Annotated in this window: 18 protein-coding genes and 2 pseudogenes; 17 read left to right on the top strand and 3 right to left on the bottom strand. The window is 46.5% G+C overall.

All coding sequences use genetic code 11. From position 1 onward, the window contains the following. The first annotated feature begins 44 nt into the window (after window positions 1–44). Both FXV75_RS15780 and FXV75_RS15775 read left to right on the top strand, forming a co-directional pair. Entirely contained in the window at window positions 45–1,130 is a 1,086-nt protein-coding gene (locus FXV75_RS15780; protein WP_148834924.1) for an ABC transporter ATP-binding protein, read from the top strand. Between the two features lie 122 nt (window positions 1,131–1,252). Then, window positions 1,253–2,845, top strand: a complete 1,593-nt coding sequence (locus FXV75_RS15775) for an alpha-glucosidase (protein WP_148834922.1) — start codon at window positions 1,253–1,255, stop codon at window positions 2,843–2,845. Window positions 2,846–2,947: 102 nt separating this feature from the next. On the opposite strand, the gene FXV75_RS15770 is transcribed toward FXV75_RS15775, so the two are convergent. Together FXV75_RS15770 and FXV75_RS15765 are read right to left on the bottom strand one after the other, a co-directional pair. Then, the gene (locus FXV75_RS15770; protein WP_148834920.1) at window positions 2,948–3,412 is read right to left on the bottom strand and encodes a DUF3237 domain-containing protein; all 465 of its coding nucleotides are present in this window, start codon (window positions 3,410–3,412) and stop codon (window positions 2,948–2,950) included. Continuing rightward, complete coding sequence (locus FXV75_RS15765) at window positions 3,409–5,049, bottom strand: alpha/beta hydrolase fold domain-containing protein (protein WP_148834918.1); 1,641 nt, start codon at window positions 5,047–5,049, stop codon at window positions 3,409–3,411. Before FXV75_RS15765 ends, FXV75_RS15770 begins: the two co-directional genes overlap by 4 nt. 196 nt (window positions 5,050–5,245) lie before the next feature. Between FXV75_RS15765 and dctP the strand changes: the two genes are divergently transcribed. The 10 genes and pseudogenes from dctP (at window position 5,246) to FXV75_RS15710 (ending at window position 14,470) form a co-directional block, all read left to right on the top strand. Beyond that, window positions 5,246–6,184, top strand: a complete 939-nt coding sequence (dctP, locus tag FXV75_RS15760; protein ID WP_187424908.1) for a TRAP transporter substrate-binding protein DctP — start codon at window positions 5,246–5,248, stop codon at window positions 6,182–6,184. A gap of 107 nt (window positions 6,185–6,291) precedes the next feature. Continuing rightward, window positions 6,292–6,780, top strand: a complete 489-nt coding sequence (locus FXV75_RS15755) for a TRAP transporter small permease (protein ID WP_222863148.1) — start codon at window positions 6,292–6,294, stop codon at window positions 6,778–6,780. Beyond that, window positions 6,773–8,077, top strand: coding sequence for a TRAP transporter large permease (locus tag FXV75_RS15750; protein WP_148834913.1), 1,305 nt, complete (start codon window positions 6,773–6,775; stop codon window positions 8,075–8,077). Before FXV75_RS15755 ends, FXV75_RS15750 begins: the two co-directional genes overlap by 8 nt. Before the next feature lie 64 nt (window positions 8,078–8,141). Beyond that, window positions 8,142–8,951 (top strand): AraC family transcriptional regulator, encoded by an 810-nt coding sequence (locus FXV75_RS15745; RefSeq protein WP_262368584.1) that lies wholly within the window; start codon window positions 8,142–8,144, stop codon window positions 8,949–8,951. Window positions 8,952–9,420: 469 nt separating this feature from the next. Then, window positions 9,421–10,254, top strand: a complete 834-nt coding sequence (locus FXV75_RS15740) for an ion transporter (protein ID WP_148834909.1) — start codon at window positions 9,421–9,423, stop codon at window positions 10,252–10,254. A gap of 98 nt (window positions 10,255–10,352) precedes the next feature. Continuing rightward, window positions 10,353–10,658: pseudogene (locus FXV75_RS16670) on the top strand (type II toxin-antitoxin system HipA family toxin); the annotation flags it as partial. Window positions 10,659–10,676: 18 nt separating this feature from the next. Then, entirely contained in the window at window positions 10,677–11,681 is a 1,005-nt protein-coding gene (locus FXV75_RS16605) for a YecA family protein (RefSeq protein WP_148834907.1), read from the top strand. A gap of 367 nt (window positions 11,682–12,048) precedes the next feature. Then, complete coding sequence (locus FXV75_RS15720; protein ID WP_148834905.1) at window positions 12,049–13,128, top strand: Fic family protein; 1,080 nt, start codon at window positions 12,049–12,051, stop codon at window positions 13,126–13,128. Between the two features lie 124 nt (window positions 13,129–13,252). Beyond that, window positions 13,253–13,453 (top strand): hypothetical protein, encoded by a 201-nt coding sequence (locus tag FXV75_RS15715; protein ID WP_262368582.1) that lies wholly within the window; start codon window positions 13,253–13,255, stop codon window positions 13,451–13,453. Window positions 13,454–13,465: 12 nt separating this feature from the next. Continuing rightward, window positions 13,466–14,470 carry a YecA family protein gene (locus FXV75_RS15710; protein ID WP_148834904.1) on the top strand — a complete coding sequence of 335 codons (1,005 nt, stop codon included), beginning with the start codon at window positions 13,466–13,468 and terminating at the stop codon, window positions 14,468–14,470. Window positions 14,471–15,333: 863 nt separating this feature from the next. Here the strand turns inward: FXV75_RS15710 and FXV75_RS15700 are convergent. After that, window positions 15,334–16,662: an ATP-binding protein gene (locus tag FXV75_RS15700; protein ID WP_148834902.1), complete on the bottom strand. Its 1,329-nt coding sequence runs from the start codon at window positions 16,660–16,662 to the stop codon at window positions 15,334–15,336. 318 nt (window positions 16,663–16,980) lie between these two features. Between FXV75_RS15700 and FXV75_RS15695 the strand changes: the two genes are divergently transcribed. The 5 genes and pseudogenes from FXV75_RS15695 (at window position 16,981) to FXV75_RS15675 (ending at window position 21,084) form a co-directional block, all read left to right on the top strand. Continuing rightward, on the top strand, window positions 16,981–17,286 hold the full coding sequence (locus FXV75_RS15695; protein WP_148834900.1) for a helix-turn-helix domain-containing protein: 306 nt from the start codon (window positions 16,981–16,983) through the stop codon (window positions 17,284–17,286). Then, entirely contained in the window at window positions 17,283–18,548 is a 1,266-nt protein-coding gene (locus FXV75_RS15690; protein ID WP_148834898.1) for a type II toxin-antitoxin system HipA family toxin, read from the top strand. The genes FXV75_RS15695 and FXV75_RS15690 overlap by 4 nt, the downstream gene beginning before the upstream one ends. A gap of 345 nt (window positions 18,549–18,893) precedes the next feature. Next, window positions 18,894–19,151, top strand: coding sequence for a helix-turn-helix transcriptional regulator (locus FXV75_RS15685; RefSeq protein ID WP_148834895.1), 258 nt, complete (start codon window positions 18,894–18,896; stop codon window positions 19,149–19,151). After that, window positions 19,138–20,462: pseudogene (locus tag FXV75_RS16665) on the top strand (DUF927 domain-containing protein). Before FXV75_RS15685 ends, FXV75_RS16665 begins: the two are co-directional and overlap by 14 nt. Before the next feature lie 289 nt (window positions 20,463–20,751). Continuing rightward, entirely contained in the window at window positions 20,752–21,084 is a 333-nt protein-coding gene (locus FXV75_RS15675; RefSeq protein ID WP_148834893.1) for a MarR family transcriptional regulator, read from the top strand. Window positions 21,085–21,089 lie beyond the last annotated feature (5 nt).

Genomic DNA, 21,089 nt, shown 5'->3' with positions numbered 1-21,089 from the left:
CATTCCCAAACGGGTAACACTATATAGAAAATAGGGAGCCGAGAATGGCGGATCTAAAGCTAAGCGGAATTCAGAAATCCTACAGTGGGCAAGTTGAAGTACTGAAAGACATCAATCTTGACATTAAACAAGGTGAATTGGTGGTCTTTGTTGGACCATCCGGTTGCGGAAAGTCCACGCTATTACGAATGATTGCCGGCCTAGAGAAAATCAGCGGCGGCACGTTAGAGATTGACGGCATGGTGGTCAATGATATGCCGCCGGCTCAACGTGGTATCGCCATGGTGTTCCAGAGTTATGCGCTCTATCCTCATATGACGGTTCGAGACAATATGTCTTTTGCGTTAAAATTGGCGAAGAAAAGCAACGCTGAAATCGATGCCGCGGTCAATAAAGCCGCTGAGATTCTTCAATTAGGCCCGTATCTGGATCGCTTGCCAAAAGCCCTCTCTGGCGGTCAACGTCAGCGTGTCGCGATTGGCCGCGCTATTGTTCGTGATCCGAAGGTGTATTTATTTGATGAGCCGCTGTCGAACTTAGACGCGGCCCTACGAGTGGCAACACGCATTGAAATTGCGCGTCTAAAAGAGTCAATGCCAGACAGCACAATGATTTACGTGACACACGATCAGGTGGAAGCCATGACCTTGGCAACACGCATTGTAGTGTTGGCGAACAAGGGCATAGCTCAGGTAGGTACGCCTTTGGAACTGTATGAAACGCCTCAGAATGAGTTTGTGGCGCAGTTTATTGGCTCACCCGCGATGAACCTACTCAGTGGGGAAATCGTTACGACCGGCGAACAGACGAAAATCAAACTGGATTGCGGTGGTACCGCGTTCGCTAGTATTGCAACCACCACAGACGATATGGGCGCTAAGGTCAATATCGGAGTGCGACCTGAAGACTTTTTACGCACTGACGGCGACGATTGGTTCTTTAAAGGTAAGGTTGACATTACCGAAGCGTTGGGCGAAGTGACCTTGTTGTATTTTGATCCGATTAGCGATGCGGGCCCAGTGGTCGCGAAGTTGCCAGGCATCAATCAGAACTTACGCGGTCAGGCGGTTGGTTTTACGGTGGATCCAAGCAAGGTGCATTTATTCAAAAATGGGCTTTCTATGCGCTAATTTCCTTGCGCGCCCTGTACTGGCGCTTGCTGATCGCTAGTACCAGTACAGGCCATACATCACAGCAATATCTTTTCATTTTTAACTTATCAAATTCGAACAGTAGTGTTTAGGAACGCATCATGACAAATGATAACAATTGGTGGAAAGGCGCGGTTATTTATCAGATTTACCCGCGCTCTTATCAAGACTCAAATGGCGATGGCATTGGCGATATTCCTGGAATTAGCAGTCGATTACCACACATTGCTAACTTGGGCGTGGACGCCATTTGGTTGTCACCTATATTCACATCGCCCATGAAAGACATGGGCTACGATGTGTCGGATTACTGTGATATCGACCCAAGTTTTGGCACACTGGCCGATTTCGATGAAATGGTCAGCAAGGCTCACGCACTCGGCATGAAGGTGATCATTGACCAAGTGATTAGCCATTCCTCAAATCTACACCCTTTTTTCCAAGCGTCGCGTCAGGACAGAACCAATCCTAAAGCGGACTGGTACGTTTGGGCGGATCCGAACCCAGACGGCAGTGCGCCAAACAACTGGCAAGCCATTTTTGGGGGCATTGCTTGGACATGGGAAGCGCGTCGTCGCCAATATTTTCTACACAACTTTTTAACTGAGCAGCCAGATTTGAATTTCCATAATCCGGAAGTACAACAGTGGCAATTGGACAACATGCGTTTTTGGTTAGAGCGTGGTGTCGATGGCTTCCGTCTTGACACAGTGAATTTCTATTTCCACGATGAGCAGCTGCGCAATGATCCGCCGAACCCTAAAACAGATAAGCAAAAAGGCGAATGGAACCCGTACCATTATCTTTATCACACCTACTCTAAAAACCAGCCTGAAAACATCGCTTTCCTTGAAAAAATGCGTGCTTTGCTGGATGAATACGATGCTCGAACGCTCGTGGGGGAAGTGGGCGAAGCGCATCGTCCGATTGAATTGATGGGAGAATACACGACGGGAAATCGTCTACACATGGCGTATTCCTTTGAAATGCTGGGCCACAATTTTTTCCCAGCGCATTTTAAAAAACAAGTACAGGAATTTTTTGCTGGTGCGCCAGATGGCTGGCCTAACTGGGCGTTTTCTAACCACGATGTGATTCGTCACGTGAGTCGCTGGCTTAAACCCGGTATGGACCCTAACCACCTAGCGAAACAAGCCGCTGCATTATTACTCAGTCAGCAAGGGTCTGTTTGCTTGTATCAGGGTGAAGAAATGGGGCAGCTTGAAACGATCCTTGAGTACCATGAATTGACTGATCCGCAAGGGCTCAATTTCTGGCCAGAAGACAAGGGGCGAGACGGGTGCCGCACTCCTATGGTCTGGTCTAAAGACCAAGTCCAAGGGGGCTTTTCTGAAGGTAAACCTTGGTTGCCAGTGAAACCACCGCAGCTCGATCATGCGGCGAGTGAGCAAGTTGGTGTGCCTGGTTCGGTGTATGAGTTTTACCGTCAGATGCTGGCGTTGCGTTCTGCGCAGCCAGACCTTCGCCTTGGTGATACGCGCTTTATTGACGCCGCTGACCCTATGCTGGTGTACTATCGTGGTGAAAACATCTTATGCGCTTTTAACCTCTCGGCCGAATCCCATACCTTAGCGTTACCTGAAGGGGAATGCGTGCTGTCGAACCAAGCGTCACGCTCAGGCCACGACTGGCAGTTTGACGCGAATGGCTTTGTTATTCTGCGAGTAAAATAAAGGATATAAACTCTAAAAGCCCTGTCTTTGTGTTGATATAACACAGTAAAAGACAGGGCTTTTTAGTGAGCGTTACCTTGCTCAGAGGGCATTTAGCTTCGCTTATATCACTTCGTACACAGCAATCGCAATCGCATCGCCCTGTGGCTCAATGGTGCAAACGAAAACACTCTCGCGCAGCCACTGATGACTCCCATCGGGTACATCAAATACAGGTGCGCCTCGAAAATAGAACTCGTCAGGGGGGACATTATCGCCAGCGCGTAAGCGTGCTAACACCTCTGGTGTAGAGCGCCTCAGTGCTTTATTAACCACATAAATCAGTGTGCCATCCTCTGTTTCTATGCTGTAGTGTGCTTCAACAGCGGAATGTCCGTCATGGCGAATGACTGGCCAATCAGAGCCACCAGGTAAAATACGACCTTGCAGTTTTGGGCCTGTGATGTGTCCACCAGTGATGGGGATGTGCAAACGTTCGCCGCTGACACCCTTTCCCGCTGAGCGAGCGGCACCAATGCGAGCGATAAGGGTAAAGGCGTATTCTAAACGTGGGGTTAGGTCACTCATGGGGTCGTATTCTCATTCAGGTCTTTAAGCCAGCGGCACATGTCATCGAGCGACTCTCGAGCGGCTTGGCAATATTCCATAGAGCGCAAATAGCCATGTATTAAGCCTAGGCCATCGTCCACTTTCACCGTCACGTTGGCAGCACGTAACGTTTCTGCGTAAGCATAACCGCTGTCACGCAATGGGTCATATTGAGCGACGGCAATGTAAGCGCTGGGTAGGTGTTGGTGATCGGCTGCCAGCAAGGGAGCCAAGCGCGGGTTGGAATATAAGTCGTCCTGGTTGGGCGAGTACATGGCATTGACCTGATTCATCCCCTTGACCTGTATAATTGGGCCGTCTGGGTTTTCTTTATAGGAGGGGCGCGACTGATCAAAATCACATGCTGGATAGATCAGCAACTGCCCAATAAACTGAACGTCTGTGCCTCTCATATCCAAAGTGAGCGCCGCGGCAAGATTGGCCCCCGCGCTGTCGCCACCCACCGTCACACGCTGAGTGTCTATACCGAGTGTTTCTGCGTGAGCGAAAGCCCATCGAGCGACCGCGTCACATTGATTTATTGCGGCAGGAAAAGGACGTTCAGGCGCTTTTGCGTAATCCACACTGATGACGGTTTGCCCGTTAGCCGCGGCAATGCGCGAGGTAATATCCCAATGGGTTTCTGGGCTGCCTTGCATCCAGGCTCCCCCGTGTAAGTAGAGGAGGCAGGGCTGAACGCCACCCCTTTTGTCTCGAAACAGTCTGACACGAACGGGACCCGATTCTGACTCAATCCAATGCACTTCGTGAGTGTCTATCTGCTCTGGTGTGGGAAGGCGCATTTGATGTGCTATAAGCTCAAAATACCGACGACGATCATCAGGCGTTGCGCCAGCGGCTAAACCTGACCATTTTTGTTCCCACACAGTAAGAAATTGTTGAATCTCAGGGTTAATCATCCGTTTATCCTCTCTTTTTATGGGCGCGTTTAGCGCGTTATTTGGCGTCACCATGACATAGCGAAGCACCACATCAATGAGTTGCTGTTTGAGTTCTACTTGTTCATTGTCTTGCCAAAGCTCATCGCCAAACAGCGTTGAAAAAGAGGGCTTATTTGAAACATTAAAAAAGCTCAAGCCACCAAATATCCACCGAATTTTAATGGGGTCGAGATGAGGGCGAAACCGCCCTTCGTTCACGCCCTGTTGATATATTTGCTCTAACTTAGAGCGGGCTTGATTGCGCAGGCTCCTAACGTATTGGGAGTTTTTTAATGTGCGTGCTTGATGAATGTTTTCAATCATCAACAAGCGTACTAGCTCAGGATGCTGACGGTTGTGGTCGAACAGAAGACTGACCATTTGAGTGAGTGCCGTGACGGGGTCTAGGTGCATTAAGTCGAGTTGATCCTCGGCGTCATTAATGCGCTTATAGACAGACTCGAGTACTTTTTTATAGAGCCCCGCCTTGTCGCCAAAGTAATAATACACCATGCGTTTTGATGTATTTGTTTTCGCCGCGATGTCATCAAGGCGAGTCCCTGTAAAACCAAATTCCGCAAACACAGACGTCGCGGCATACACAATGTCAGCTTTAACCTTTTCAGGGTCTTGTTTCCAGCTTGATTTTTTTTCTTTCTGTTTGAAGTTACTCAATGGCTTCTCGTGATAATCAGTTAACGTATGAGTTGAATTAAACTACATGAACAATATTTATGACATAATTAAATAACTTGAACAATACTGTTGACATATTAAACTATTTGGAACACTTTAGGGTTATGCGATTAGATTACTGTTAATACCATCGCTGTGAAAAATGACCCTAATAGCAGAGAAACCGGAGATAATAATGAAAAAAAACATCTGTAAAGCCCTGCTGGCGACCGCGATCACTACCATGGCAGTCAGTGCTTCTGCGGCCAAAGTTGAGTTAATTTATTCCGATACTGTCGCAGAAAACGACCCGCGCTCAGTCATGTTGAAACAAGAATTTGGCGGCTGTTTGGGTAATGAATTCGATTTTACGTCTTATCACGGTGCGACCTTGTTTAAGCAGGGTACCGAACTTACGTCAATGCAACGTGGCAATTTAGACATGGCGAATCTGGCGATATTTGATTTCTATAACCAAATCCCTTCTACCACGGTTTTAGGAACCCCTTTTTTATTCCGCGACTATGCGCATATGCGGGCGGTGTACAACAGCGATGTACTTGATGATATGTTGGCCGAGATTGAGTCCAGAGCGAAAGTGAAAGTCTTATCCTTCCCTTACATTGGCGCCCGTCATTTGGGTTACAAAGCCGATAAGCGAGTGATGACGCCAGCAGATTTAAAAGGCATGAAATTGCGCATGCCACCAGGTGAAGGTTGGCAGTTTGTCGGCGAAGCAATGGGAGCCACGCCTGTTCCTGTTCCTTTTACCGAAGTATATACAGCGCTACAGACCGGCGCTATTGATGGACAAGACAACGGCTTCCCAGCGGTTCGCAGCATGAAATTTGATGAGGTAATTGATCACATTGGCAAAACGTCGCACTTAATTGCAGCCAATGTATTTACCATTGCAAAATCAAAATGGGATTCTATGAACAAAGGCCAACAAAGTGCCGTACAAAAATGCGCAGATCGATTTGAAGTCGCGTTAGATAAGTTGACCTTAAACTTAGAAGCGTCCATAGAAAGTGACATGGCTGCCAAAGGCGTTGACGTATACCTCCCTAACAATGCCGCCTTCCAAACGCATGTATTGAAAGTCTACCAGGATTCTCGATACTCCTCTGATTGACCGAAAGGCTTAGTCGATAAAATCATCGCGGTTGGTCAATAATTAGACGGCTAACGGTTTGTAATGAGGTACGAATGTACCTCGCTATTCCCTTTATAGGTGACAATGTGACTATTCCTTCTCTTATTCAGCGGACACAAATTTGGTCCGGTCACATCAGTGCATTTTTATTAGGCAGTATGTTCGTTGCCTTTATTTTGCAGGTGATTTTTCGCTATTTACTCAACCTCCCGATTGGCTGGACTGTGGAGTGGGTGACCCTGTCGTGGTTGTGGGGAGTGTTGTTTACCTTCGCGTTTGTGTCAAACAATAACGACATGATTCGACTTGATATCCTTTACAGCCTGATGCCTAAGAATGTCGCCCGAGTCATGGACGTGGTGACCAGTTTGTGTTGCGCCGCCATTTTTATTGTGACGCTGCCAAAGGCGTGGGAATACGTCGATTTTATGTCGATAGAGCGGACGGCTTACCTGCGTCTGCCATTTAATTGGGTGTTTGCCTTGTACATTCCTTTTCATGTGTCGGTCATTATTCGAATGTTTGCCATCAGTTGGAAAGCCATCACACATTCGCAGGAGGCGAAACATGCTTGAGCTTCTCTCTCCTTTTACGTGGTCGTTAGTGGCCATCGTTATTCTGGTGTTTGGTGGCCTCTCAGTGGGGTTGTCTATGCTGTCTGGGTCTTTTTTGTATTTATTACTGAAAGGCCAAGACCCTTCTATTGCCTCGGAAACCTTGCTTCAAGGCTTGTTTAACTCTTACACTTTGCTGGCCATTCCTCTGTTTATTTTGGCGGCGGATATTATGAACATCGGCAATTTAGCCGATAAGTTATTGCGATTTTGCCAAGCGTTAGTGGGGCGCTTTCGAGGCGGGTTAGGGCATGTCAATGTTGTTAGCTCGCTTATTTTCTCTGGTATGTCTGGCTCTGCTGTCGCAGATGCGGTTGGCATGGGGAAAATCATCATTGGCATGATGACCAAAAATGGTCAATATTCGCCAGCTTACGCGGCAGCGATTACCGCGGCAACGGCGACCATTGGTCCGATTATTCCTCCCTCTATTCCGATGGTCATTTACGCTTTGGTGTCGGATCAATCCGTTGGTTACCTTTTTGCCGCTGGATTGCTCCCCGGCTTGCTGATGGCTTTTGCGATGGGCTTTATCAATTTTTGGGTGGCTCGCCGTCGAGGCTTCCCTGTCGATGAGGTAGTGCCATTAAGTGATATCCCACGTATTACGTGGCAGGCTTTCCCGGCTCTTATGTTGCCGGTCATTTTATTGGGTGGCATTTATGGCGGTATCATGACGCCAACAGAAGCGGCCGCGGTTGCGGCGGCCTATGCTCTGATTGTGTCGATGGTATTATACCGTTCGGTGTCAGTGCGACAGCTGTGGGCTACGCTCACCAGTGGCTCACGCTCTGCCGCGTCTATCGGCATACTGATTGCTGGGTCAATGGCCTTTAATTATGTGATCACCCGTGAAAATGTACCGGTGACGATTTCCGATTTACTGAGCAGTATGGCGCTCAGTAAAACGGGCTTCTTAATTATGGTCAATCTTCTGATTCTTGGCTTAGGCTGTATTTTGGAAGGGGGCGCCATATTGTTGATTATCGTGCCGATGTTGATTCCTTCCGTGCAAGCAATGGGGATTGATTTGGTGCACTTTGGCGTTATCGTGGTGGTGAATTCCATGATCGGTTTGATTACGCCGCCCTATGGACTGCTGTTGTTTATTGTGTCGAGTGTGACAGAAGAGCCCATCGCCCAGGTTATTAAAGAAGTGTGGCCGTTTATTTTTGCCTTAATCTTGGCCCTTTTGTTGATCACGTTTAATGCAGACTTTGTTTTGTTTTTGCCGCGCTTACTGGGGTATGGTCTGTAATCAGGTGGCTTCTATTATAATAGGCGGTATGCTACGTGCTTAATTAAGAGGCTTGGACAATCCATTGCGACATAAAGATAAGACCATTTTTGAACGTTTGTCAGACCTTTGTTTTGCGGATCATTATCCGCATCGTGTGTTGGTGTTACGGTCACGTTCGGTGCCTCAGCGTGAAGAAACGCCATGGCATCATCATAAAAAAGCACAACTGGTGCTGCCGTTGACGGGTGTTGTCACCAGTTACATTGACGACAAAATGTGGCTGGTGCCGCCCCGTTGTGCGGTCTGGATTCCCAGCGATGTCAGACACAGTAACCAGATATCGCCCAAGGCTGATGTGTGTATGTTGTTTATTGATGCTACAGACTTGCCTTTGCCAGAGGTGGCTTGCACCTTGACAATTACGCCTTTTATTCGTGAGCTGATTTTGCATTTGCATGGTCAGCAGCGTTACGAAGAGAGTGATCCCACCACCGACCGGCTCGTTGAAGTACTGATCGATCAGCTGGTTACGCTGGAGCGAGAAGAGTTTAACTTCCCCATTCCCGATGAACCAACGCTCAACCGACTTGCTCTCGAACTCATCGCCAGACCTCATGAAAAACGCACGTTAGGTGAATGGGCCAGCGACTTTGCGATGAGTGAGCGTACGTTAGCGCGCATGATAAAGCGCCATGTGCAGCTCACCTTCGGGCAATGGCGTCGCCAACTTCATATCGTCTTGGCGTTACAAAAACTCGCCATTAATATGCCCATCCAAACCCTTTCTGAAGAGCTTGGTTACGACTCGGTCAGCGCGTTTATTACCTTCTTTAAAAAAGCGCTGGGAAAATCCCCAAGGCAATATCGAATAGAGCGATGGGGCAAGGAGTGACAAAGCGCCGCCTCATGGTTTGCTTAGATCGTTGTGAGAATATGCAACGCCAAAAAATGAATACCCAGCCAGATAAGCGATCAATCCGCATGGCATTGCTGTCATGAGCATTTTTCTATTTACCTGATGGACTTCAGCAACAAAAAGGCCAAACAAAGCGGCAAAGGATAGAGCGATTTTCGGGCTTAATATCGAGATCAGACAACCCCAAAAGTCGGAGAACACAGAACTAGGCGCAAGGCATAAACAGGCCATTGATACGCGATTTCTAGTCTGTGATTCTTATCGCTATTTGAGCTTTCTGCGCGACTTATGTCAGAGCAATGTCGTACTGAGCGACGACATGGACCAACGGATGGCCCTCATGTGTCATTGTGTTTGCATTAAAACGGATTGATCTTCTTCAGCTCTGCCATAAAATAGTGTTAATTTAGCCCAAGTTCGGGGTGATTTAGCGTCGAGGTGATACATGTCCGAATCGTCGGTTGTGGTAACGAATTCTATGCGTCAGCGTTTTAAAACGTTTATTGAAAATACGACGATACAAGGTGTTTTGCTGGCATTAATTTTGATCAATGCGGTGATACTCGGATTAGAAACGTCGCCTGTGGTGATGACAAACGTGGGTCCATTTTTAATCGCTTTGGACAAGGCCATATTGGTGGTGTTTGTGGTTGAGCTTAGCATTCGCTTGTTTGTGCATCGTTTGGCTTTTTTTAAAGACGGTTGGAGTGTGTTCGACTTCATTGTCGTGGGGATTGCCTTGGTCCCTGCTAGCGGGCCGTTTGCCGTGTTGCGTGCGCTCAGGGTCTTGCGTGTGTTGCGTGTACTGACCTTCGTGCCATCGATGCGGAAAATTGTCGGAGCGCTAATCAAATCCCTGAATGGCATGTTATCCATCGCCATGGTGTTGGGGCTGGTGTATTACGTGGCGGCCGTGATGGTCACCAAGCTGTTTGGAGAAGCCTTTCCAGACTGGTTTGGTAGCCTTGGCGCGTCTTTGTATACGCTGTTTCAAGTGATGACCCTAGACAGCTGGTCGATGGGCATCGCGCGCCCCGTGATGGAAGCATACCCTTATGCCTGGGCGTTTTTTGTCCCCTTTATTCTCATTGCGACTTTTACCATGCTCAACCTGTTTATTGCTGTCATCGTCAACGCTGTGCAAACCATACACGACGATGACATCAAAGATGAACTGAACGCGGAAAAAGCCACTCAGCAGCAGTTACTAGAGCAAATGCAGCAACTCCAACAAGAATTACAGGCCCTGCGCCGAGATATGAACAACCCAAGGGAATAACGACTCATGTTTTGGATCTGCTTGTCCACCAAACTGCCTACCACTTACCTATGGCTTTTACGAAACCTTAGTGGTGAGCAATGGAAAAACAGGGCCGTTTTTACGCTGTTACCTACAGCCCACATCTATTCAACGAATACGCCACTGCGTTCGGAGGTTATGGCAAATGCCACCGATTAAAGTAATGCAAAAGCTAGCGACCAGTGCTGGCTATGGGGGTTGGCATGATGCAAGGCACGTCATTGAAGAAGTCGCAGAAGCACTTAGCCAATTTACTTATCTTGCACAGCAACAAGGAATCAGCAACAAGGAATCAGCAACAAGGGATCAGCAAAACGACAGTGTCTGCGATTACTAAAATACTGGAACAGCGCAAACTGGAAAATGCAGTGCTTTTTCTATAACAACAAAAAGGGACAGTAATGAAGCTCGGTCGTAACGATCCTTGCCATTGTGGCAGTGGTAAAAAATTTAAACGTTGTTGTATGAGCCGCGTTTCCAAGCAACATGCTCAAGTTTTTGATGATGTTGACGCTATGCTGACAATGAACCCAAATTTGAGCCTTGATGAACTCAATACTGCTTTGCAGCACAAAGTGCAGGATCGGAATAATCAGCCTCATCCCGATTTTTGTGGTGTAACACCAACGCAAATGGCCAATTGGCTTTATGCGCCTTTTGATGAATTACAGTGGGTGACAATCCGCACACCAGACGATCTTTCTTCCAGCCCGGTGATGCGCTATTTAGCCCTCATTCTTGACGAAGCTATGGCGCAAGAGGGCTCCTTCAAAGCGACAAGTAAAGGCAACTTACCGACTAAATTAGTCAAACAGGCTAGTGAGTTATTGCCTGAGTTTGCCGTTGCTCAGTTTTCGCAAAACATTAGCATCAACGAGTTTGCAGGCAGTAACGAAGACAAATTCAATGCCTTGCACTACACCAGAGTGTTAGCCGAAATTAGTGGCATTATTTATCGGCGCAGTGGTCGCTACCATGTTAAAAAATCAGCGCAAAAGCAGTATCAGGCGTTAGGTATACAAGTATTTTTTAAACCTATGTTAGAAGCCGCCATCAGCAACTATAACTGGGGGTATTTGGACGGCTTTGAATACGAAGTCGACTTGCGAACCTTTTGGCTGTTTATGTTATGGCGCATTCAAAGCCACAACAGTGTGGATCAGCTGGTTGAAGAGGTGATGACGGCTTTCCCGGATTTACTACAGTCCTTGCCTCCGGATGATTATTTCTCGGCAGAAAGAAAATTAAGTGTGCTCATTGGATCTCGATTTATTGAGCGATTTTTACAGTTTTGGGGGTTTGTCATCATAGGTCCAAGGCGATATTTAAACGCTGAGCCGGTCGCCAGAATAGTGCAAGTTCAGCCTTTGTTAAAACACACTTTTCAATTCACCATAAAGACATAGCAAGGTCATCGTGAGGTTTTGTTCTATCGGTGCTGCTTATGGCTGTGGATAAACCATTAGCATTAACCCTGTTACCTTCCAGTGAGATGAAGAACAATGCGCCAACATTACCGGCCATTTACTGCATTGGTTAGACGATGACAATCGCCAACGCTACTGGGCCATGCCCGCAGAACTGTTGGGCGGAGGTGGGAGCGAGTATCGTCGAATTCTACTCAGCCGATACATGAACCTAAGCAACACTTTAAACGAGTTAAAATGTATAAATAAAGGCCAAAACGATATCTTGTATGTCGAATAGGTATAATTAATGGCAAAATCTATACATTAAATTATTATCGAGTATAAAAAAGGAAGAAATTTAGTCATGTCGACACCCATTGCACCCTTACCACTGGCCAATATTGAACAATGGGAGACCCGTACGGTGCTCAAAAAAACGGCTGAAGCACATCGCTACTTAGCCGAATTAAAAGGCGTGGCGGCAAGTATTCCCAATGAGGCCATTTTAATCAATACGTTGGCCTTACAAGAGGCAAAAGACAGCTCTGAAGTGGAGAATATCGTCACCACCCATGATGAACTCTACAAGGCCAACCTATTTGAAGAGAGCATTACCAACCCCGCGACCAAAGAAGTACAAGATTACGCCTTTGCCTTAAAACAAGGTTTTCAGAACGCGCGGCAAAGCAAGCTCATTCGCCTGAGCGATATTCTCGCCATTCAGCAAAACCTTGAGCACAACACGGCAGGGTTACGTAAACTACCAGGGACTGACCTGAAAAATGCCCGTACCGGCGAAGTGGTGTACACGCCACCACAACATGTCGACGAAATCGCTAAGTTGATGGATAACCTAGTGCAGTTTATCAATAACGATGAATTATGCGACGCCGATCCACTGGTGAAAATGGCCATTATTCACCACCAGTTTGAAAGTATTCACCCGTTTTACGATGGCAATGGCCGTACTGGGCGTATCATTAATATTCTGTACTTAGTCACCAAAGATCTGCTCAATTTACCCGTATTGTATTTAAGCCGTTTTATTATTCATCACAAAGCAGATTACTACGCCAACCTACAAGCGGTACGTGATACTGGCCATTGGGAACCTTGGCTACTGTTTATGCTCGATGGCATTATCGACACCGCGCAAAATACCATTTCGTTGATCACCGAAATGAAAACCCTCATGGCAAATGTCAAACACGGTATTCGAGAGCAACTGCCCAAGCTCTATAGTCAAGATTTACTCAATAATCTGTTTAACCACCCCTACACCAAAATTGACTTCATTGTCGAAGATCTTGAGGTAACACGCATCACGGCCACCAAATATTTAGAACAACTTGTCGAACACGGCTTTTTAGTCAAACAAAAAGTTGGACGCGCCAATTACTACATCAACCAGCCACTGTGCCAACTATTAATCGCACACAGCTAAAAAATAATTTGCTAAAAAGACAGCCTGCCCGACAACACCTGTACACGGGGCTTGTAATCGTCCTAAACCTTTTAATGAGCATGCGACTGCCTTTGCTGGCTACGGAAAAGCGCCACCACTCAAAGTGATGCAAAAGCTGGCGGCTAGTGCAGGCTTTGCTAATTGGAAGGAAGCACAGCAATGCATTCAAGAGGTCGTTGATGCCATTAGTCAGTTTAGGCAACTTGCTAAGCAACACGGGGTGAGTAAGACCACTGTGTCAGCGATAGAAAAAACACTTGCAGAGCGTAAGCAAGAAAATGCAGTGCTTTTTCTACAACAATAAGGAGGGACAGTAATGAAGCTCGGTCGTAACGATCCTTTCCATTGTGGCAGTGGTAAAAAATTTAAACGTTGTTGTATGAGCCGCGTTTCCAAGCAACATGCTCAAGTTTTTGATGATGTTGACGCTATGCTGACAATGAACCCAAATTTGAGCCTTGATGAACTCAATACTGCTTTGCAGCACAAAGTGCAGGATCGGAATAATCAGCCTCATCCCGATTTTTGTGGTGTAACACCAACGCAAATGGCCAATTGGCTTTATGCGCCTTTTGATGAATTACAGTGGGTGACAATCCGCACACCAGACGATCTTTCTTCCAGCCCGGTGATGCGCTATTTAGCCCTCATTCTTGACGAAGCTATGGCGCAAGAGGGCTCCTTCAAAGCGACAAGTAAAGGCAACTTACCGACTAAATTAGTCAAACAGGCTAGTGAGTTATTGCCTGAGTTTGCCGTTGCTCAGTTTTCGCAAAACATTAGCATCAACGAGTTTGCAGGCAGTAACGAAGACAAATTCAATGCCTTGCACTACACCAGAGTGTTAGCCGAAATTAGTGGCATTATTTATCGGCGCAGTGGTCGCTACCATGTTAAAAAATCAGCGCAAAAGCAGTATCAGGCGTTAGGTATACAAGTATTTTTTAAACCTATGTTAGAAGCCGCCATCAGCAACTATAACTGGGGGTATTTGGACGGCTTTGAATACGAAGTCGACTTGCGAACCTTTTGGCTGTTTATGTTATGGCGCATTCAAAGCCACAACAGTGTGGATCAGCTGGTTGAAGAGGTGATGACGGCTTTCCCGGATTTACTACAGTCCTTGCCTCCGGATGATTATTTCTCGGCAGAAAGAAAATTAAGTGTGCTCATTGGATCTCGATTTATTGAGCGATTTTTACAGTTTTGGGGGTTTGTCATCATAGGTCCAAGGCGATATTTAAACGCTGAGCCGGTCGCCAGAATAGTGCAAGTTCAGCCTTTGTTAAAACACACTTTTCAATTCACCATAAAGACATAGCAAGGTCATCGTGAGGTTTTGTTCTATCGGTGCTGCTTATGGCTGTGGATAAACCATTAGCATTAACCCTGTTACCTTCCAGTGAGATGAAGAACAATGCGCCAACATTACCGGCCATTTACTGCATTGGTTAGACGATGACAATCGCCAACGCTACTGGGCCATGCCCGCAGAACTGTTGGGCGGAGGTGGGAGCGAGTATCGTCGAATTCTACTCAGCCGATACATGAACCTAAGCAACACTTTAAACGAGTTAAAATGTATAAATAAAGGCCAAATTAACCACCATATGGTGGTGGTTATAGGTGGTTTATAGAATACAGCCATGGACTATAATCTAAACTAAATTATTGATTTTAATAAATAAAAATATAATTTAATACAGCTATAATTATTACTCAATGTTCTGGATCTGCTCATTGAGTAGCGGCCTAGACTCTAACAAAATCAATGATTTACCGAAAAGAAACCGATCAAAAATGCCTGTTTGCCCACCAAACTGCCCACCACTTGCCTATGGCTTTTACTAAATCTTAGTGGTTAGCAATGGAAAAACAGTGCCGTTTTTATGCTGCTGTTAGAGCTAAAACATAGCAGTTTTGAAGGGCTTTATCGAGCACGATTTCCGTCAACATAGCTTTGCCATTTTTTCACTGGTTCTACAGGATAGTAATGAGTCAGCAGAAAGCTCACTTAGCCTGAAGTGGACATTATGGTATCCATTTTAATAGAAATAAGCTCAATATGGATACTATGGTATCCAAGAGAGATAAGACTGAGTGTCGAATGGTAAGCATCAGGTCTACAAATTGTTACCCTTAAGGTAGCTTTATGTAGACCTAGTGCTTCTGGACAACGCGCCTTTACCACCTCTCTGGTAAATACTGCGTGAAATACAAAGGCATCACGATATTGGTTTGTTCTAACGCTGAAGAGCCTTGTGTACCCGTTAACTTAAAGGTTTTACTGGGAGTACATTTTTCAACGTAGGATGCCAATGATTTTGCTTTTGTACGTTTACCACTTTTGACTTCCACAGGGACGATATCGCCTTCATCGGTCGCCAAAATAAATTCGATTTCGGCGCGGGCGTCATTCCATGAATAACTTGGGTCAACGCCAACAGCGGTAAGCTCTTGTTGCACAAAGTTTTCAGCCACATAGCCCCTGTACTTATAAACAGAGAGTTCATAGTTTTGTTGCTTAATCTCTTTATAACTGCTGCCCAGCATATGATTGAGCAGGCCCACATCAAACAGAAACAGTTTAACCATATTGTCTTTTTTATAGGCCGCCAACGGAGATTTCGGCAATCCTTCAATAGGGTAGTTTGGCAAAGCTAAGCGGCAGCAGTGAAGCCAATGGATCGCGGTTTCAAAATCGCTATAACGAGATTTACGCTCATGCACATGCTTAAATTTAAAGCGTTTAACCGACTCATCGCTCACAAGTGATAGCTGGGCTGGAATGCTATTAAACACCGATTCAATCAGTGTGGCATCGACCTTGCCCGCGTACTTACCGAAATCGCGGCGATAACCTTCAACTAAATCGGCATGAATTTTTGTGACTTTTTCAACACGCTCTAAAATGCTTGAATCTTTAAACTGATACCAAGCAGAAACGGCTTCCGGCATACCACCGGTAAAAAAATAGTCGGTTAGTTTATCCATCAATTTAGTGTGCACCGCCGGTGTGCTTGCTTGACTATCAAAGGCTTTGATCAGTGCTTGCTCGTTGGATGCGTAAATAAATTCTTGGAAGGTCAGTGGTCGTAAATTGTATTGTTCTACCTTGCCTACAGGGAAAGTATTGAGCAAACCAATGTTCGAACCGCTGGCTGCGACAAAATAGGACGGTGCTTTTTCGGCAAAATACTTCAGCGAAGTTACGGCTCGTTCACATTCGCCAATTTCATCTAATATCAGCAAGTCGGTTTCTGGATTGAACGCTTGGTTGGTTAACAACTCAATGTTCATGACTAGCTCGTCAGGTGACAACGAGCCATCGAACGCTTCTTTGTAAGCTGGGTTTTCAAGGAAGTCGATACGAAGGATGTTGGCAAAGGTGTTTCCAAACAACTCTTGCAGCAGATAGGTTTTACCTGTTTGTCTTGCGCCATCGATCAATAATGGCTTGCGCACAGGTTGATTTTTCCATGCTATTAGGGCGTTGAGTAAGTTGCGCTGCATTGTCATTTCCCGCCAATTAAGACTGTTAACTGCCTGTAGTATAACTCATCCTACACTTTTACGCGCATAAAAGTGTGATATTTTTCACTTTTATGCGCGTAAAAGTGTAATTTGATGGCCTTTGGCATTCAGTGATCCACATCATCGCCTTGGCCAACGTGCAAACTAAACCTAAAAGTAGGATATAAATCCAATTATATTGAGTAAAGTGGGAATATAGTCCTATATGTAAATTGTTGGAGTTGCTTGGGATTCAAAGTTGGACTATATTCCCATTAATGGTTAAATAGTGGGAATATAGTCCCTTTGGTTGGTGATATGGCTAAGCGTGACTTACACAATGTACTGTTTCCGAAGCAGCGCAAAATCCTGACGCAGTTTGGTGAAGACTTGTTGTTGGCGATGAAACGACGTGGTTTTACAAAAAAGCTACTGTGTGAACGTACTGGTTTTGATCATAAAACCGTGAATAAAGTTTTCGCCGGTGATCCGGGCGTTGCCATAGGCACTTACTTAAAAGTGATGGCCGTTCTTGGCATGGAAAGCAACTTTGCAGACATGGCCGCTCATGATGAAGTGGGTATCAAGCTGCAAAACATAAAATTGCTGGAAGGTTCAAAATGAGCCGTGAAATCGTCGAAGTCTATGCCGACTGGCAGCCAATTGAAGCGCCTTTACTAATTGGGCTGCTTTCTTACAGCGATTCAAGCCGAGGTGGCGTATTTAGTTTTGCCTACGATAAAGCATTTTTAACCTCAGCCTATCGCTTGCAGATTGATCCAATCCTAACGCTTCACCCCGGTGAACTCTATAACGATGAAGCCGATAAAAACTTTCGCGCATTTCTTGATTCATCGCCTGATAGATGGGGGCGTATTTTAATGCAGCGGCGTGCAGCGATTGAGGCGCGCAAAGGCATTCGAGCAACAAGTCGATTAAACGAATTGGATTACCTGCTGGGCGTACATGACTCTTATCGGATGGGGGGGATTCGATTTAAGCGAGTAGGCTCGGATGCGTTCTTAGATGACAACTCTGAGTTTGCTGCGCCACCAATGGCTTCTTTGCGAGAGCTAGAGCACGCAGCAATGCAGATTGAAAAAGACGATAACATCGACAGTGACGAGTATTACCGCTGGTTGAAAATGCTGATTTCTCCAGGCTCATCATTAGGTGGTGCAAGACCCAAGGCTTGTGTCACAGATGAGCAAGGTCACTTGTGGATTGCCAAGTTTCCCAATTTAAACGATACCCATGACGTGGGCGCATGGGAGATGGTCTGTTATGAATTGGCGTTGGCAGCAGGTGTTGACATGTTTCCAAGTGAGATCAGGCAATTTTCGTCACAGCACCATACCTTTTTAACCAAACGGTTTGACCGCGACGGTGAAAAGCGGCTGCATTTTTCGTCGGCCATGACACAGCTTCGTTATTCTTTAAACGAAAGGTATGATGGTGAACAATCTCAAGGTGCCAGCTACTTAGAGATTGCTGAATTTATTTCCAATTGTGGTGCACAAACCACAGCCGATTTAGCTCAGTTATGGCGTCGAATCGTGTTTAATATTGCGGTGTCCAACACGGATGACCACCTGCGTAACCATGGGTTTTTATTAACAAAGAATGGCTGGAAGTTATCACCCGCTTATGATTTAAACCCGATAGTGGGTAAGCATGGCCTGCATCTGAATATTACCGATGCAGACAACGCTTTAGACTACCAATTAGCCTTTGACGAAAAAGACTTCTTCCGACTTTCGCAAACCCAAGCCACGCAAATTTACGATGAAGTATTAATGGCGGTGAAGCAATGGCAAATCGTTGCTAAGCGACTAGGGATCAGCCGAGCCGAGCAAGCCATGAAACAATCAGCGTTTAACGTTTAATGAGTCAGTGAAACACTAGTTTCATTTTTCAGCAGATAAAGAAGTTTTAGTTTCACTTTTATTCCTTGCCTCACACTCCATGTGTTGTAACACACTACTTACCCTTTGGGCATTTGGGACAATATGGGCAACGCCTTAATTCTCGCCACTTAGCCAAACACTAACCCTGCCCACAGGCTATTTATGACTTGGGGCATTATCTACAAACTGGGGCAGTTAGCTACCTGCACCCTCAGAAAGCTGCACGATCTGAGCATTTATCTGCCTACTGCGTCCGTTTAACTCTTTAATACTAGTGGGGACAAACTCCTAAGAGAACTTAACAGATCAGTGAGGAAGCAAACGATGAACCCAACCACACAATTACCCACAAACTCAGTACACCCAGCGCGTCAGCAACGGATTTTGCGCTTGCCCGAGGTAAAGGCCAAAACAGGCTTTGGCCGCAGTACCATTTATGCCCCTATTTGCATAAAGAGAGGGGCAAACGGAGAATTTCCCCGTTCCATTCGTATTGGTGCGCGTGCCGTGGGCTGGTTAGAAAGCGATATCGACCAGTGGATTGAAACCCGCCGTATCGGTGCTGCTTATGGCCGTGGATAAACCATCAGCATCAACCCCATTACCTGCCAATGAGGTGAATAACAACATGCCAGCATTACCGGCTGGTTTTGCCTATAACGCGCAAAACTGGCTGGTGATGCAACCGGCTGGGCAAGATAGCCCAGTTAAAATCTGTTCTTGGCTGCAAGTGGCTGCCCGTACTCGCGATCCGCAAGGGGACACTTCTCTTGAAAACAAAGGGCGGCTATTTATTGCACTGGTTAGACGATGACAATCGCCATCGCTACTGGGCTATGCCAGCAGAACTATTGGCTGGAGACGGTAGCGAGTACCGTCGGATATTACTCAGCCGAGGCATGCGGCTAAGTAACAGTGTCAAAGCGCGGCAGTTGCTCTCCCTGTTTATTCAACAAATGGGCGAACTGGCCGCGCAAAAGGCCATTAGCGTGAACTGCATTGGCTGGCATCACCACGCTTATATGCTTGCCAATGGCCAAGGTAAAACCCGTGCAGGCAAATACGGTGAAATGCGCTTACCCGCCCGTTGGCGTTTGGTGTTTTTATCTACTGGCGAAGTGACGCTCGAAAGCCATCTTGCCAGTATCGGCAAGCGCGTAAAAGCCGGCCAACAAGTGCGCGTGATTGATCTCAGTGCCGATGCCGGCGCACAAATGGGCGTGTTTAACCAGAGCCATGGTATGAACGCCGCCGATTTAGCCGATCATCTTAAACAGCAAAGTCGCCAACATTACGGCAGCTTGGCCTTGGACTGGTTACGGTATTTAACGCAGCACAGTGCGCAGGTGCGGCCTGTTTTCCAAAACGTACGCCAACGCTTTTTAGCCAGCTTACCTCCCGAGGCCGACGGCCAAGTGCGCCGAGTCGCCGAAAAATTTGCCTTACTTGCTAGTGCTGGGTTGTTAGCCATTCAAGCCAAAGTACTCGATTGGCCAACCCAAAGTGTCGAAGCCGCCTGCTTAAATCAGCTTAACCAATGTATACTCGCTCGCGGTGGTGTGGCCGCCAGACCAACAAGCCATTCGCCAAGTACGCAGTTTTATTGAGCAGCATGGCGAAAGCCGCTTTACGCCCAAACAAACCGGTTACAGCAGCCAAGTACGCCAACGCGCGGGTTGGATAGACACTACTGGCCCACAAACCCTTTACCTGTTTTACCCAACTGGCTGGCGTGAAGCCACCGAAGGCCTAAGCCCAGATCGCGCCGCCAAAGCACTGATGGCCGCAGGCTACCTAGTCCCCGATGGCAACCGACCACAGCGAAAAGTCAGCCTGCCCGACAACACCCGCCCACGTATGTACTGCGTGAAAAGCAGTATTTTGGATGACTAACGAGGCGATGAATCCTATGTAGGCTTGTCGCCTAGCAGTGTACTGCCAGTCAACCTAAGGGCTGGGCTAATTTTAAAAGTCTAAAGCTGACAAGACCGCTAGAGTACTGGTGGTGCATCTACAGTGATCAGCGATTTCCATTGCACAGAATGATGGAAAATAATCTTGTGCCATTATCAGTAGTTGATAACATGAGTGGATTCTGTATACGCATACAGTCTTTTTTTATTGGCCAAGCGCTTTTATTTACTTGCTGGGAACCTGGTGAGTAAATGATTCGAGTAAAACAATGAAAAATGCAAGACAATCGCGCTGTGTAATTGGCGTTAAAGGGCAAACGCCCGACCTCGATTACCCCGTTGATATCTGGTTCGATTCGCTGAAATCGGTGGCCAATGTGCTGTCGAAAGAAAACCAGCAGTTGTTAAAAGTAATTGCCGAGCAACAGCCGCAGTCGGTAACTGAGCTGGCCATGTTGACTTGCCGAGCGGTCAGTAATGTGTCGAGAACATTAAAAACATTGGGTAAGTACAACTTGGTTGAAATGACAAAATCACAAAATGGACTGGCGGTAAAACTGCGATATCAATCGATGTTGTTATTGATCCAGCCATTAGAATAAAAGGA

This window comes from Marinomonas sp. IMCC 4694, from assembly GCF_008122525.1.
Taxonomy (GTDB): Bacteria; Pseudomonadota; Gammaproteobacteria; order Pseudomonadales; family Marinomonadaceae; genus Marinomonas.
This window is presented reverse-complemented; position numbering and strand designations above follow the sequence as displayed.

What these genes read in the sequence shown, in the direction of transcription:
- FXV75_RS16605 (WP_148834907.1), top strand. Translation starts at nt 10,677, where the DNA reads ATGAAGCTCGGTCGTAACGATCCTTGCCATTGTGGCAGTGGTAAAAAA.
- FXV75_RS15710 (WP_148834904.1), top strand. Translation starts at nt 13,466, where the DNA reads ATGAAGCTCGGTCGTAACGATCCTTTCCATTGTGGCAGTGGTAAAAAA.
- FXV75_RS15750 (WP_148834913.1), top strand. Translation starts at nt 6,773, where the DNA reads ATGCTTGAGCTTCTCTCTCCTTTTACGTGGTCGTTAGTGGCCATCGTT.
- FXV75_RS15740 (WP_148834909.1), top strand. Translation starts at nt 9,421, where the DNA reads ATGTCCGAATCGTCGGTTGTGGTAACGAATTCTATGCGTCAGCGTTTT.
- FXV75_RS15675 (WP_148834893.1), top strand. Translation starts at nt 20,752, where the DNA reads ATGAAAAATGCAAGACAATCGCGCTGTGTAATTGGCGTTAAAGGGCAA.
- dctP (WP_187424908.1), top strand. Translation starts at nt 5,246, where the DNA reads ATGAAAAAAAACATCTGTAAAGCCCTGCTGGCGACCGCGATCACTACC.
- FXV75_RS15775 (WP_148834922.1), top strand. Translation starts at nt 1,253, where the DNA reads ATGACAAATGATAACAATTGGTGGAAAGGCGCGGTTATTTATCAGATT.
- FXV75_RS15720 (WP_148834905.1), top strand. Translation starts at nt 12,049, where the DNA reads ATGTCGACACCCATTGCACCCTTACCACTGGCCAATATTGAACAATGG.
- FXV75_RS15780 (WP_148834924.1), top strand. Translation starts at nt 45, where the DNA reads ATGGCGGATCTAAAGCTAAGCGGAATTCAGAAATCCTACAGTGGGCAA.
- FXV75_RS15770 (WP_148834920.1), bottom strand. Translation starts at nt 3,412, where the DNA reads ATGAGTGACCTAACCCCACGTTTAGAATACGCCTTTACCCTTATCGCT.
- FXV75_RS15690 (WP_148834898.1), top strand. Translation starts at nt 17,283, where the DNA reads ATGAGCCGTGAAATCGTCGAAGTCTATGCCGACTGGCAGCCAATTGAA.
- FXV75_RS15695 (WP_148834900.1), top strand. Translation starts at nt 16,981, where the DNA reads ATGGCTAAGCGTGACTTACACAATGTACTGTTTCCGAAGCAGCGCAAA.
- FXV75_RS15700 (WP_148834902.1), bottom strand. Translation starts at nt 16,662, where the DNA reads ATGCAGCGCAACTTACTCAACGCCCTAATAGCATGGAAAAATCAACCT.
- FXV75_RS15685 (WP_148834895.1), top strand. Translation starts at nt 18,894, where the DNA reads ATGAACCCAACCACACAATTACCCACAAACTCAGTACACCCAGCGCGT.